15 protein-coding genes are annotated in these 13795 nt (G+C 67.5%); 10 read left to right on the forward strand and 5 right to left on the reverse strand.

What is annotated here, in order from left to right; translation table 11 throughout:
- Positions 1-4 precede the first annotated feature (4 nt).
- A complete protein-coding gene (locus ASE34_RS08240; protein WP_056279034.1) occupies positions 5-1444 on the forward strand; it encodes a cation:dicarboxylate symporter family transporter in 1440 nt (479 codons plus the stop codon).
- 60 nt (positions 1445-1504) lie between these two features.
- On the opposite strand, the gene ASE34_RS17910 is transcribed toward ASE34_RS08240, so the two are convergent.
- Both ASE34_RS17910 and ASE34_RS08245 read right to left on the reverse strand, forming a co-directional pair.
- Positions 1505-1681 carry a DUF5302 domain-containing protein gene (locus tag ASE34_RS17910; RefSeq protein WP_091232420.1) on the reverse strand — a complete coding sequence of 59 codons (177 nt, stop codon included), beginning with the start codon at positions 1679-1681 and terminating at the stop codon, positions 1505-1507.
- A gap of 39 nt (positions 1682-1720) precedes the next feature.
- Positions 1721-2293, reverse strand: a complete 573-nt coding sequence (locus ASE34_RS08245; RefSeq protein WP_230100571.1) for a DedA family protein — start codon at positions 2291-2293, stop codon at positions 1721-1723.
- A 154-nt stretch (positions 2294-2447) separates the two neighbouring features.
- Between ASE34_RS08245 and ASE34_RS08250 the strand changes: the two genes are divergently transcribed.
- The 6 genes from ASE34_RS08250 (at position 2448) to ASE34_RS08275 (ending at position 10115) form a co-directional block, all read left to right on the forward strand.
- On the forward strand, positions 2448-4373 hold the full coding sequence (locus ASE34_RS08250; protein ID WP_230100570.1) for a GDSL-type esterase/lipase family protein: 1926 nt from the start codon (positions 2448-2450) through the stop codon (positions 4371-4373).
- A gap of 292 nt (positions 4374-4665) precedes the next feature.
- On the forward strand, positions 4666-6942 hold the full coding sequence (locus tag ASE34_RS08255; protein ID WP_053095817.1) for a polyribonucleotide nucleotidyltransferase: 2277 nt from the start codon (positions 4666-4668) through the stop codon (positions 6940-6942).
- 216 nt (positions 6943-7158) lie between these two features.
- Positions 7159-8187, forward strand: coding sequence for an aldo/keto reductase (locus ASE34_RS08260; protein ID WP_056278491.1), 1029 nt, complete (start codon positions 7159-7161; stop codon positions 8185-8187).
- Between the two features lie 80 nt (positions 8188-8267).
- The gene (locus ASE34_RS08265) at positions 8268-8870 is read left to right on the forward strand and encodes a histidine phosphatase family protein (RefSeq protein ID WP_053095819.1); all 603 of its coding nucleotides are present in this window, start codon (positions 8268-8270) and stop codon (positions 8868-8870) included.
- Between the two features lie 70 nt (positions 8871-8940).
- The gene (dapB, locus tag ASE34_RS08270; RefSeq protein WP_053095820.1) at positions 8941-9681 is read left to right on the forward strand and encodes a 4-hydroxy-tetrahydrodipicolinate reductase; all 741 of its coding nucleotides are present in this window, start codon (positions 8941-8943) and stop codon (positions 9679-9681) included.
- Positions 9681-10115, forward strand: coding sequence for a hypothetical protein (locus ASE34_RS08275; protein ID WP_056278494.1), 435 nt, complete (start codon positions 9681-9683; stop codon positions 10113-10115). The genes dapB and ASE34_RS08275 overlap by 1 nt, the downstream gene beginning before the upstream one ends.
- A gap of 6 nt (positions 10116-10121) precedes the next feature.
- On the opposite strand, the gene ASE34_RS08280 is transcribed toward ASE34_RS08275, so the two are convergent.
- The 3 genes from ASE34_RS08280 to ASE34_RS08290 form a co-directional block, all read right to left on the reverse strand.
- A complete protein-coding gene (locus ASE34_RS08280) occupies positions 10122-10547 on the reverse strand; it encodes an OsmC family peroxiredoxin (RefSeq protein WP_056278497.1) in 426 nt (141 codons plus the stop codon).
- 85 nt (positions 10548-10632) lie between these two features.
- Complete coding sequence (locus tag ASE34_RS08285) at positions 10633-11199, reverse strand: DUF4395 domain-containing protein (RefSeq protein ID WP_053095823.1); 567 nt, start codon at positions 11197-11199, stop codon at positions 10633-10635.
- 16 nt (positions 11200-11215) lie between these two features.
- Complete coding sequence (locus ASE34_RS08290) at positions 11216-11629, reverse strand: thioredoxin family protein (RefSeq protein ID WP_053095824.1); 414 nt, start codon at positions 11627-11629, stop codon at positions 11216-11218.
- A 96-nt stretch (positions 11630-11725) separates the two neighbouring features.
- Between ASE34_RS08290 and ASE34_RS08295 the strand changes: the two genes are divergently transcribed.
- The 3 genes from ASE34_RS08295 to ASE34_RS08305 are packed head-to-tail and all read left to right on the forward strand — an operon-like array spanning position 11726 to position 13769.
- A complete protein-coding gene (locus tag ASE34_RS08295) occupies positions 11726-12535 on the forward strand; it encodes a thymidylate synthase (RefSeq protein WP_056278499.1) in 810 nt (269 codons plus the stop codon).
- Positions 12532-13008, forward strand: coding sequence for a dihydrofolate reductase (locus ASE34_RS08300; RefSeq protein WP_053095826.1), 477 nt, complete (start codon positions 12532-12534; stop codon positions 13006-13008). Before ASE34_RS08295 ends, ASE34_RS08300 begins: the two co-directional genes overlap by 4 nt.
- Positions 13008-13769, forward strand: coding sequence for an SDR family NAD(P)-dependent oxidoreductase (locus ASE34_RS08305; protein ID WP_056278502.1), 762 nt, complete (start codon positions 13008-13010; stop codon positions 13767-13769). Before ASE34_RS08300 ends, ASE34_RS08305 begins: the two co-directional genes overlap by 1 nt.
- Positions 13770-13795: the final 26 nt, after the last annotated feature.

Genomic DNA, 13795 nt, shown 5'->3' on the forward strand with positions numbered 1-13795 from the left:
AAACATGGCCATCACGACAGGGTTCTCGCTTCCCGGATTCCATTGGCGGCGCGGCAAGCAGGCATGGGACAGGCATACGTGGCTGTACGTGTCGGTGATCATCGCCGTCGTGCTCGGAGCCGCGGTCGGCCTCATCTGGCCCGAGGTCGGACAGAGCCTCGAACCGATCGGCAAGGGCTTCGTCTCTCTCATCAAGATGATGATCGCGCCGATCATCTTCTGCACGATCGTGGTGGGCGTCGGCTCGATCGCCAAGGCAGCGACCGTCGGCAAGATCGGCGGACTCGCGCTGCTCTACTTCATGGTCATGTCGACGTTCGCGCTGGCGATCGGCCTGGTGGTCGGCAACATCATCCACCCCGGTGCGGGCCTCGATATGGCGAACTCCAGCTATGACGCGACAGCGACCGAGGCGAAGACCACCACGGAGTTCATCCTGGGCATCATCCCGACGACGTTCTTCTCCGCCTTCACGGGCGAGAGCGTGCTGCAGGTTCTGTTCATCGCGCTGCTCGTCGGCTTCGCACTCCAGGGACTCGGCGAAAAGGGCACCCCGATCATGGATGCGGTCAAGAACCTCCAGAAGCTGGTCTTCCGCATCCTGGGCATGATCTTGTGGCTTGCACCGCTCGGCGCGTTCGGAGCCATCGCCGCGGTCGTCGGCAAGACGGGCATCGCCGCGATCTGGAGCCTCGGCGTGCTGATGGTCGCGTTCTACATCACCTGCATCCTGTTCATCGTGGTCGTGCTCGGAACCCTGCTCTTCGCCGTCACCCGGGTCAACATCTTCAGCCTGGTGAAGTACCTCGCCCGCGAGTACCTGCTGATCGTCGGCACCTCGTCATCTGAGTCCGCCCTTCCCCGGTTGATCGCGAAGATGGAGCACATCGGGGTATCCAAGCCCGTCGTCGGCATCACGGTCCCCACCGGATACTCGTTCAACCTCGACGGCACGGCGATCTACCTCACGATGGCGTCGCTCTTCATCGCGACCGGCATGGGGCAGCCGATGACGATCGGTGAGCAGATCGGCTTGCTCGTCTTCATGATCATCGCCAGCAAGGGGGCCGCCGGTGTCACCGGAGCCGGACTCGCCACTCTCGCCGGCGGGCTGCAGGCTTACCGTCCCGACCTGGTCGACGGCGTCGGCGTGATCGTGGGCATCGACCGGTTCATGTCGGAGGGACGCGCCCTGACGAACTTCACCGGCAACGCGGTGGCGACGCTGCTCATCGGCACCTGGACGCGCCAGATCGATCGCGAACGCGTGCAGCAGGTGCTGAGCGGCGCGCTGCCGTTCGAGGAGTCCTCGCTCGACGGCGTGGACGACCACGGCATGGCGGACGAGAGCACGGCCGTGGACATCCAGGGCCTCAAGGAATCCGCGCTCGACGAGATGGCGGCGAAGGAGGAGCGGGCACGGGCGCGCTCGGCGCGAAGCTGAGCTGCCTGCTGAGAAGAGGGATGCGGGAGTCGACGGCAGTCGGCTCCCGCATCCGTGTGGTCAACCGCTCTTGCGTCGGAACTCGCGCCGCGTCTGCGGGGCGGGCGCGCCATGGACGGCGGAGTCGCCATCCAGGTGGGCCTCGCCCTGCCGGTGGTGCGCGTTCTTCTTCTCGAGCGCTTCCTTGAACTTGCGCTTCATCTCCTCGCTGGAGGAGGCGCCTTCTTCGGTGCTCATGCTCGCCAGCCTAGGGCACGCATCTGAGGCATGGGTGGATCAGTTCCGTGCTCGGCGCGACACGACATCGATCGCGGCGCCGAGCCCGACGGCGACGATGACGGACACGAGGACAGCGACCAGAGGGCCTCCCGGAAGCAGCACGGCGACGATGGCGCCCACGGATGCCTGGTAGGCGGACCACCCGAACGCCGCGATCGTCACGAGCGGCAGATACCGAGCCGGCGGGATCCGCGAGGCCCCTGCCATGAGGTTGATCGCCAGTCGAGCGAAAGGGACGAAGCGCGCGGTGAAGAGCACGGTGGCGGTCCCGCCTTCCAGACGCAGCCGCGCCCAGGTGAGCGCTCGGCGCACTCGGGGCGTGCGCATCCAGCGCCACCTGTCGACGCCCACGCTGCGACCCACGAGATAGCAGGTGACGTCTCCGGCGACCGCGGCGATGCCCGCCCACAGGATCACACACCACAGGGGAGGATCGCCGGTCGTCGATGCGACGGCGCCGAGCGCGGTCACCGCGATCTCTCCCGGAACCACCACGAAGAACGAGTCGCCCAGCACGAGCAGGCTCATGACCACCAGAGCCCAGGGGCCGTCGAGCAGTTCAGTGGACACGTTCCCACCGTGGTCGTCGGAGGTGAACGGGAACCAACGCCGGGATAGCCGGTGAAGAGCCGTCCAGCATCCGGTGAACTTCTGGTGCTCCGACCCGATTCGCGCCTCGGGTGGGAGTCGAGGGCTGCATCCTGAGGACGTGAGAGTCGCGATCGTGACAGAGTCCTTCCTTCCGCACATGAACGGTGTCACCGGATCCGTCCTGCAGATCCTCAGTCACCTCGAACGTGCTGGCCATGATGCGCATGTGATCGCGCCCGATGGGACCGGCATCCCCGGGGAGGTGCACGGAGCCGCTGTGGAAGCGGTCCCCAGCCTCGCGCTGCCGGGGTACCGCAGTGTGCGCGTGGGGACCCCGCCTGCACGTCAGGTCGCGGCATCGCTGCGACGCTTCCGCCCCGATGTCATCCACCTGGCTTCGCCCTTCGCCCTCGGATGGCGAGGCGCGCTCGCCGCAGAGCACATCGGCGTCGCCGCCGTCGCCGCGTACCAGACCGATGTCGCGGCATACACGCAGAGGTATCGCATCCCTGTGGCGACCGGTGTCGCCGAATCGCACATCGCGCGGCTCCATCGGCGCGCGACCATCACGCTCGCGCCGTCGCCCGACTCGGCGCAGCAGCTCGCGCAGCTCGGTGTGGATCGCATCCGTCTGTGGGGGAGAGGCGTGGATGCCGAGCAGTTCCAGCCGGCCCGCCGGAGCGCGACACTGCGCGCGGAGTGGACGAGCGAGGTCGTGATCGGCTACGTGGGCAGGCTCGCACCCGAGAAGCAGGTGGAAGACCTGACAGTGCTGCAGACGATCCCCGGTGCGCGCCTCGTGATCGTGGGGGACGGACCGAGCAGGCCTCGACTCGAGTCCCTGATGCCCGGTGCGTGCTTCCTCGGGCACCTCGAAGGCGACGCGCTCGCAGCAGCCATGGCATCCTTCGACGTGTTCGTGCACCCGGGAGAGAGCGAGACCTTCGGACAGACCCTCCAGGAGGCCCACGCCAGCGGGGTGCCCGTCGTCGCCACCGGTCGCGGCGGCCCCCTCGGCCTCGTCCGGATGGGAATCGACGGATGGCTCTACCGTCCCGGCGATCTCGGCGACCTGCGGATGCGCGTGGTCGACCTCACCGGCGACGGCCGCAAACGCCGGGCGTTCGGCGCAGCAGGACGCGAGGCCGTGCAGGGTCGCAGCTGGGCGAACGTCTGTTCTCAGCTGATGGGGCATTACGAGGAGGCCCGAGAGCTCAGGATGATCGATGAGGGAGCGCGCGCTCGCCGCCTGACGCGGCCGGAGCCCATCGCCCCGGTGCAAGCGCGCACCTGGCGGCGTTACGTGGCGCTGGGGGACTCGCTCACGGAAGGCCTGTGCGATCCGGCACCGGATGGTGCGCTCCGTGGATGGGCCGACCGGCTCGCCCTGCTGCTCGCCGCACGCGGAGGTCTCCGGTATGCGAACCTCGCCGTCCGGTCGAAGCGTGTGCGTGATGTGCGCGGCACCCAGCTCGATCGAGCGCTCGAACTGCAGCCGGACCTCGTGTCCATCCTGATCGGCGCCAACGATCTGGTTAAGTCGACGGTCGACGTGCCCGCGCTCGCCGCGGAGCTCGAGGGCGCGGTCACCCGGCTCCGCGACATCGGGGCCGACGTGCTGCTCGTCACTCCGTTCCTGCCCCGTCGGAGAGCGGCCGGGATCTACACCAGGAGGTTCGCGGCATTCGCCACGGCACTGTCCGGCATCGCCGCGCGGACGGGCGCGATCCTGATCGACACCGACCTGTACCCGTCGCTTCCGGATCGCCCGAACTGGGGGGAGGACCTCGTCCACCTCAGCAGTCGTGGTCACAGATTCCTCGCGTATCGCGCGGGCGAGGTCCTCTCGGTGCCGCACGCCGACGCGCTGGGGGTGCTCGATGCCGCGCTGCATGAGAACGAGCAGATCGGCGCGGGACTGTGGTGGCGCCGCCATGCGCTGCCCTGGGTGTGGCGACGACTGCACGGTCGGGCGGCCGGCGATGGCCGGGTCGCGAAGCACGACGACTACGTCTATCTCGGACGATCGAGCGCTCCGCAGGACGTCAAGGTCCACTGAACGAACCCGCCGCGGACGGAAACGGAGGACATTCAAGGGCGCGCTGATAGGCTGGAGGAGGTCGACGTGTGTCGACCGCACAACTTCATATCGACTCATGGAGCGATCGGCGGAGAGCTGGTCCCCTGTGGTGGGTTCCTCGGCGCGACGTCGGGTGGCTTTCTACTGGTGGCCAGCGCAGGTGAGATTCGCGGGAATGCCCGCGCGCCCGTATCCGGCTGAATCCGCTCCTTCATGAATGCGCTCGCGCGTCACACGGACTCGCGAGTCTAAACAAAGAAGGAGAGACCTCTTGGAAGGTCCTGAAATCACCGCCACCGAGGCCGTTCTCGACAACGGCCGCTTCGGCACCCGCACCATCCGCTTCGAGACCGGCCGCCTCGCGCAGCAGGCTCAGGGCGCAGTCGCCGCGTACCTCGACGGCGAGACCATGCTCCTCTCGGCCACCAGCGCAGGCAAGCACCCGCGCGAGGGCTTCGACTTCTTCCCGCTGACGGTCGACGTCGAAGAGCGTTCCTACGCAGCAGGCAAGATCCCCGGCTCGTTCTTCCGTCGTGAGGGACGTCCCTCGACCGAGGCGATCCTCGTCTGCCGTCTGATCGACCGTCCGCTGCGTCCGTCGTTCGTCGACGGCCTGCGCAACGAGGTCCAGATCGTCATCACCGTCCTGTCGATCGCCCCGGGCGAGTTCTACGACGCCCTCGCGATCAACGCGGCTTCCGCGTCGACGCAGATCTCGGGTCTCCCGTTCTCGGGTCCCGTCGCCGGTGTGCGCCTCGCGTTCATCCCCGGCCACGGCGAGCACGCGGACCAGTGGGTCGCGTTCCCGACGGCTGAGCAGGTCAGCGAGGCCGTGTTCGACCTGATCGTCGCCGGTCGCGTCGTCACCAAGTCCGACGGCACCGAAGATGTCGCGATCATGATGGTCGAGGCTGAGGCCACCGAGGGCAGCTGGAACCTCATCAAGGCCGGCGCCACCAAGCCCGACGAGGCTGTCGTCGCGCAGGGCCTCGAGGCATCGAAGCCCTTCATCGCTCAGCTCGTCAAGGCTCAGGCCGAGCTCGCCGCCAGCGCGTCGAAGGAGCCGGGTGTGTACCCGGTCTTCCCGCCGTACTCCAGCGAGGTCTACGACTTCGTGGCCGAGCGCTCCTACGACGACCTGGTGAACGTCTACCAGATCGCCGACAAGCAGGAGCGTCAGGGCAAGGACGACGAGGTCAAGGACCGCGTCAGGGCGCAGCTCATCGAAGCGGTCGAAGCAGGCAACCTGCCCGCTGGAGCCCCGATCGAGTTCTCCGCAGCGTACAAGTCCGTCACGAAGAAGATCGTCCGCGGCCGCATCCTCACCGAGAGCGTGCGCATGGACGGCCGCGGCCTGGCCGACATCCGTCCGCTCGACGCCGAGGTCCAGGTCATCCCGCGCGTACACGGCTCCGCGATCTTCCAGCGCGGCGAGACCCAGATCATGGGAATCACCACGCTGAACATGCTCAAGATGGAGCAGCAGATCGACTCGCTGTCGCCGACCACGAGCAAGCGCTACATGCACCACTACAACTTCCCGCCCTACTCGACCGGTGAGACCGGCCGGGTCGGTTCGCCGAAGCGTCGCGAGATCGGGCACGGCTTCCTCGCCGAGCGCGCGCTCGTGCCGGTGCTGCCCAGCCGCGAGGAGTTCCCCTACGCGATCCGTCAGGTCTCCGAGGCGCTGAGCTCCAACGGCTCGACGTCGATGGGTTCCGTCTGCGCGTCGACCCTGTCGCTGCTGAACGCGGGTGTGCCTCTGCGCGCAGCCGTCGCGGGCATCGCGATGGGACTCGTCTCCGATGAGGTCGACGGAGAGACGCGCTACGCGGCCCTCACCGACATCCTCGGCGCAGAGGACGCACTGGGCGACATGGACTTCAAGGTCGCCGGTACCAGCGAGTTCGTCACGGCCATCCAGCTCGACACGAAGCTCGACGGCATCCCGTCGTCGGTGCTCGCCGGCGCGCTGACCCAGGCGCGCGACGCCCGTCTGACCATCCTCAACGTGCTGAACGCCGCGATCGACGCTCCCGACGAGATGGCGCCGACCGCGCCGCGCGTCATCAGCGTGCAGATCCCGGTCGACAAGATCGGTGAGCTGATCGGCCCGAAGGGCAAGACGATCAACGCGATCCAGGACGAGACCGGCGCGCAGATCTCCATCGAGGAGGACGGCACCGTCTACATCGGCGCGACCGACGGCCCCTCGGCCGAGGCTGCCCGTGCCCAGGTCAACGCGATCGCGAACCCGACCAACCCGGAGGTGGGAGAGCAGTTCCTCGGAACCGTCGTGAAGATCGCGACGTTCGGTGCGTTCGTCTCGCTGCTGCCCGGCAAGGACGGCCTGCTGCACGTCACCGAGGTGCGCAAGCTCGCCGGTGGCAAGCGCGTCGAGAACGTCGATGACGTCCTGTCCGTCGGCCAGAAGATCCTCGTGAAGATCACGAAGATCGACGACCGCGGCAAGCTGTCGCTCGAGCCCGTGCTCGACGACGCCCCCGCAGCGGACGCAGCTCCTGCTGACGAGGCCGCTGCCGAGTAATCGCCAGCGCTTCGACACGAGGCCCGGGCTGTCCTCACGGACGGTCCGGGCTTCGTCGTATCCGATGTGATCAAACCGTTATGGGAAGTTCTTGCGCCGTTCCCCGTATTGGTCGGGGAGTTCGCAGATCTCGCCTACTCTCGAAGTACGCACCGGGGGGTGCATTTCAGGCAGTGACGCAGGTCGGTACGCACCGATTGACGCGGGGGTGAGGATATGCGGTTGTTCAGTGTAGGCGCAGGAGCGCCGGCCGATCGCGCGCAGCAGGGCGCCGCAGAGCACCCGTCCGCTCCCATCCCGATCGTCGGACCCGGAATAGGGGAGACCATCCGCGTCCCTCTCGGAGAGACCGGACTCGAGACCTTTCCGCTCATGCTCGGTGCGGCGGAGTTCGGCTGGAACGTCGACCTCGAGACGAGCCATGGAATCCTCGACCGCTACGTGGAATTCGGTGGCAACGCCATCCACACCGCCGACGGATTCTCCGGCGGTCGCAGCGAGCACATCATCGGCCAATGGCTGCAGTCCAGAGGGCGACGCGACCGCGCCCTGCTGAGTGTGCGGATCGGTGCTCACGCAGACAATCCGGGTCTCGGTTCGGTGAACCTCGTCCGCGCTGTCGAGGGGTCGCTCACGCGGCTCGGCGTCGAGCGCATCGACGTGCTGTACCTCGACGCGACGCTCGACCGCACGACGAATCTCGAGGACACCCTCGCGACGGTCGAGTGGATGGTCGACGCGGGCAAGATCGGCGCACTCGGCGCATTCGGCTTCGCACCCGAGCGGCTCGTGGAGGCGCGCATCCTCGCCTCGGCCGGGTACCCACGCATCGAGGTCATCGATTCGCCGTACAACCTCGTCCGCCGTCAGCCGTTCGAAGGGGACCTGCGTCTGGTGGCGGGTGCGCAGAACCTCGCGGTCACGCCGTCGCACGCTCTCGAGCACGGTTTCCTCTCCGGTCGCCACCGCAGCAAGGCGCTGACCTCGCGGGGCGTACGCGGGGAGCAGCTGCGGGGGCATCTCAACAGGCGTGGCACGAAGATCCTGCGGGCTCTCGACCAGGTCGCGACCGAACTCGAGGTTCCCGTGGCCGCCGTGTCCATCGCGTGGCTGCTCGCGCAGCGGACCATCGCGGCGCCCATCGTCAACACCTTCGCGACCGAGCACGTCGACGAGCTGATGCAGGGCGCCGGCGTCACGCTGTCGCGCGCACAGGTCACCGAGCTCACTCGCGCCGGCAACTGAGCGTCGTAACGCCTCTGTCACAGACCTGGCATAGGGTGGAGTGAATCCCGGCGGACGCTGTCGATGAAGCGAGCGAGTTTGTGACGCATTACATATATCTGGTCAGACATGGTGAACATCAGGACGCCGAGCACGGTCTCGCCGACGGACCCCTGTCGCCGCGTGGCCAGCGTCAGGCCGAACTCATCGCAGATCGGCTCTCGGGACTCCCGCTCGACGCCGTCTGGCACTCTCCGCTCCTGCGCGCCAACGAGACGGCCCGTGCGATCGCCGAGCGGCTCCCGTCGGTCGATCCAGAGCCGACCGCACTGCTGTTCGACTGCGTGCCCACGGGGATGACCGACGAGACCCCGGCCGCCTACGAACCGTTCTTCGGCTCGGTGACCGAGGCGGAGCTCGATGCCGGGCGTGCTCAGATGTTCGACGCGGTCAACGAGTTCCTGGTGCGCAAACCGGGTGACGTGCACGAGGTTCTCATCACGCACAACTTCGTGATCTCGTGGTTCGTGCGTGAGGTCCTCGGTGCCCCCGAGTGGCGATGGATGACCTTGAACCAGGCGCACTGCGGCCTCACGGTGATCGCCCAGAAACAGGGCCGGCCCTGGACGCTCCTCACTCACAACGACACCGGGCACCTCCCGGTCGAGCTGCGCACCGGCATCCCCGATGCGATGCCCGTCTGATTCCCCGTTGATTCCCTGAGTTCCGGCCCGCCGCGCCGGGCGGATCGACGTCGCGAAATAGACTGAACGCATGACCACCCAGGTAGCACTCGTCGGCGGAACCGGGAAGCTCGGATCGATCATCGGTGCGGTGATCGACGAGCTCGAGGGCTTCGAGGTGACGCGCGTGCTGACGTCTCGTAGCGACCTCGCCGAACTCGACGGTGCGGATCTGGTGATCGACGCCACCACGCCTCAGGTCAGTGTCGACGTCGTGCGCGCTGCGGTCGAGCGTGAGATCAACATTCTCGTCGCCACGTCGGGATGGTCCACCGAGCGGATCGCACTCGTGCGTCCTCTGGTGGAGAACGCCGGAACCGGGGCTGTCTTCATCCCGAACTTCTCGCTGGGATCGGTGCTCGGTTCGGCTCTGGCCGCAGCAGCCGCGCCGTTCTTCGGATCGGCGGAGATCGTCGAGGCACACCATGAGGCGAAGGTGGATTCGCCGAGCGGCACTGCGGTGCGCACGGCCGAGCTCATCGCCGCCGCACGCGCCGAACAGGGTCCCGTCAGCGCACCGCACGCCGACCAGCGAGCGCGCGGACAGCAGGTCGGCAGCGTGCCGATCCACTCGCTCCGGCGTCCCGGCGTCATCGCCAAACAGGAGGTCGTCCTGTCCGGCCCCGGTGAGTCCCTCACGTTCACGCATGACACGGTCGACCCCGCACTCGCCTACGCCCCGGGCATCCGTCTCGCGGTGCCGTTCGCGGCCCAGGCGATCGGCGTCTTCGTCGGGCTCGAGAGCATGATCGACATCGGCATCCGCTCGTGATGTCGCGGATCGGCGTCGGCCTGATGGCCGCCGCACTGCTGGTCTACCTCGCCGTCGCCATCTGGTTGGCCGTGATGTTCTTCGCTGTCGGCACACCGGTGTCCATCGGCATGGGTGTCGCGCTGATCGTTCTCGCCCCGATCGGGGCATGGGCGCTCGTCCGAGAGATGCAGTTCGGGTTCGCTGCCGACCGGCTCGGGCGTGAGCTCGATGCCGAGGGCGGTATGCCCGCGGCGGAGTCCGAGCTGACGCCGAGTGGCCGAATCGCTCGTGCCGACGCCGACCCGCTCATCGCGAGATACGCGGGGGAGGCGGATGCGGAGCCGACGGACTGGCGCGCGCGCTACCGACTCGGCGTCGTCCAGGATGCCGCTGGCCGCCGCAAGGACGCTCGCGCCAGCATCCGCGAGGCGATTCGCATCGCTCGCGGATGACCGACGTCAGGCGAGCGTGGCCTCGAGCGTGATCTCGATGCCGGCGAGCGCCTGCGATACGGGGCAGCCGACCTTCGCCTCGGCAGCGATCGACTGGAACTCCTCAGGGCTGAGCCCGGGGACGACCGCGTTCACGTTGAGGTGGCTTCCGCTGATTCCGACACCGGGCTTGAAGGTGACGGACGCGCTCGTGTTGACGCGCTCCGGCGGAGTGCCGTTCTCGGACAGCGCGTGAGACAGCGCCATGCTGAAACACGACGCGTGGGCTGCGGCGATCAGCTCTTCAGGCGTGGTGGTGGTGTCGCTGCCCTCGCTGCGGGCCTTCCAGTTGATCGGGAAGGTCCCGAGCTTCGACGAGGAGAACGCGACTGTGCCCGAGCCCTCGGTGAGGGATCCGGTCCAGGTGGTGGTGGCTTCGCTGGTGACGGGCATGATTCCTCCGTTGTATCGCGCGCTGCTCGATGCGGGTCGCGTGTGCGGCCAGCCTATCGAGCGTGGGCGTGCGGCGGAACAGCGCTCAGGCGGTCGACGCCGCGCGACCGAGGATGCCTGCTCGCTGCAGCAGCAGATAGATCTGGCATCCGAGGCAGAAGGAGAACGCCGCATTGAGGAAGGCGGCGATGAAAGCGGCGGCGGTCGCGATGGGCAGCGCCCACGGGACCCCGGCGAGGTGCAGCACGAGACCGATCGTGACGACGACGAGACCGACACCCTGGGCGAACCGCGGTGGACGCGGATCCTCGAGCTCGGTCGGAGCGGCCAGTCTCGGACGGATGACCCTGCGGAACACGACGCCCCATGGTGCAGTCGCGGGTGACAGGACGCCCCACAGGAACAGCAAGGCGATCACGATCGTGAGGAGGAACCCCGGGTCCAGCGCGCGCTGTGCAAGGGTCGCCGACGTCACGGCCCACGTGGCCGAGCCGATGTCGGCCGAGTCGAGCGGCTGATAGGCGAACCAGCCGAAGGTCCGTGCGGTCGAGATGCCGACCAGCGCCAGATATGTCGCGACGAGCAGCAGCACTGTCGTGACCGTCGCTGCGAATCGCGGGCCGCGGGGATCGATGCCGGCCGGTGTCGTCATGCGCTTTCCGTCCTCGTCATACGGTTGCCAGCGCGTCGTTCAGCGCGTGTCGATGGGGCACGCCATGGAAGCGTGCGCGGACGGCTCCTGATCCGTCGACGATGAAGGTCGTCGGTGTCTGCATGACCTTGTATCGAGCCGACAGATCCGGTCGATGCGTCAGGTCGACCTCCACGTGGTCCAGGCCCTCCGATTCTGCGACGTAGCTGCTGAGCATGCGTCGTACCTGGGGGCAGCGGGTGCACATCTCGGTGCTGAACTGCACGACTGTCGCTCTCGCGCCCAGGCGCGACACGCCCGCGTCGTTCGGATCGAAGCGCAGATGGCCGCCTCCGCGACGCCGTCCGTCGAGAAGTCTCAGCACGACACCGATCGTGCCGGCGAGCACGAGCAGCGCTGCGGCGAGGAGAAGGGCGACGGCGGGTGACATGCGTCGAGAATACGGGTGATCCGGCACCGCCCGGGCCGATATGTCGCATCGTGACGATCCGACTCGACAGCCCCCAGGGCGGGTAGTCTGGCACACATGAGCGCAGCCGTCCCGACGCCGTACGAAGACCTTCTCCGAGACGTGCTGGAGTCCGGCACTCACAAGTCCGATCGAACAGGAACCGGCACCACCAGCGTCTTCGGGCGGCAGATCCGCTTCGATCTCTCCGAGGGCTTCCCGCTCATCACCACGAAGCGGGTGCACTTCAAGTCGATCGCCTACGAGCTCCTCTGGTTCCTCAGGGGCGACTCGAATGTGAAGTGGCTGCAGGAGCATGGCGTCACCATCTGGGACGAATGGGCCGATGCCGACGGCGATCTGGGTCCTGTCTATGGAGTGCAGTGGCGCAGCTGGCCGACGCCGGAGGGTGAGAGCATCGATCAGCTCGCTCAGGTGATCGAGCAGATCCGGCAGACGCCCGACTCCCGGCGACTCATCGTGTCTGCCTGGAACCCGGCCGACATCCCCGACATGGCGCTTGCTCCTTGTCACGCCCTGTTCCAGTTCTACGTGGCGGACGGCAAGCTCTCCTGCCAGCTCTATCAGCGCAGCGCCGACCTGTTCCTCGGCGTCCCGTTCAACATCGCGTCCTACGCCCTGCTGACGCTGATGATCGCCCAGCAGGTGGGACTCGAGCCTGGCGACTTCGTCTGGACCGGGGGTGACTGCCACATCTACGACAATCACCTCGACCAGGTGAATGAACAGCTCACGCGCGAACCGTATCCATACCCGACGCTGAGGTTCGCCCGGAAGCCCGAGTCGATCCTCGACTACGACTACGAGGACTTCGTCGTCGAGGATTACCAGCACCACGCTCCGATCAGGGCGGCGGTCGCGGTATGACCTGGGTCGGGCTGATCTGGGCCGAGGCGCACGGCGGCGTCATCGGAGCAGAGGGCGGCATGCCCTGGAACGTCCCCGAGGATCTCGCTCACTTCAAGGAAGTCACCCTCGGCGCTCCCGTGATCATGGGTCGCAAGACGTGGGACTCGCTCCCTGAGCGCTTCCGCCCGCTTCCAGGGCGAGAGAACATCGTCATCACCCGCCAGCAGGACTGGTCCGCGGACGGCGCCCGTCGTGCCGCGACCGTCACGGACGCGGTGCGCGGCCACGAGAAGGTATGGATCATCGGCGGCGCCGAGATCTTCCGCCTGGTGATCGCCGACGCCGACCGCCTCGAAGTCACCGAGCTCGACATCGAGGTCTCCGGCGACGCGTATGCGCCGTCCAAAGCCGGGTGGCGGCTCGTGAACGAGGGGGAGTGGCAGACGTCGCGCTCCGGCATCCGGTTCCGCTTCCTGGGATACGAGCGCTGATGCCCACCGCACTGATCACCGGAGCGAGCGCCGGCCTCGGCGCAGAGTTCGCGCGCCAGTTGGCCCGGCGCCGAGCCGATCTGATCCTCGTCGCACGTTCCGCCGGCGATCTCGAGGTCGTGGCGGCCGAGTTGCGCAGCGAGCACGGTGTCGCGGTCGAGGTGCTTCCCGCCGACCTGTCGATCGACGAGGATGTCGAGCGCGTGGCCGACCGTCTCCGTGATGCCTCCGATCCGGTCGACCTTCTCATCAACAATGCAGGCTTCGGCCTCCCGCTGCAGTTCGCCGACAACGACATCGACGACGAGGTGCGCCATCTGCGCGTTCACGTCGAGGCGTCGATGCGGCTCATGCACGCGGCGCTTCAGACGATGCGCGGCCGTGGGGGCCGGATCATCAACGTCGCGTCCGTCGCAGGGTTCATCTCGCGCTCCACGTATTCCGCGTGCAAGAGCTGGTTGATCGGATTCAGCCGCTGGGCGAATGTCGAGTACGCACCCGACGGAGTGACGGTCACCGCCGTCTGCCCGGGTTTCACGCACACGACCTTCCACGAGCGGATGGGACTCGAACCGGGGCACGAGGGCGTTCCCGGCTTCATGTGGCTCGACGCGCGGAATGTGGTCCGCGAGGCGCTCCGTGACGCGGCGCGCGGAAGGGCCGTCTCGATCCCGTCGCTGCGTTACAAGGCGATCGTCGCTGTCGCGTCCCTGCTTCCGAGCGCGCTGACCTCCGGCGTCGCACGTCGCGGCCGCGTCTGATCTGAACGTCGACCGCGTCCCGCTGT

Source organism: Microbacterium sp. Root280D1 (assembly GCF_001428975.1).
GTDB lineage: Bacteria > Actinomycetota > Actinomycetes > Actinomycetales > Microbacteriaceae > Microbacterium.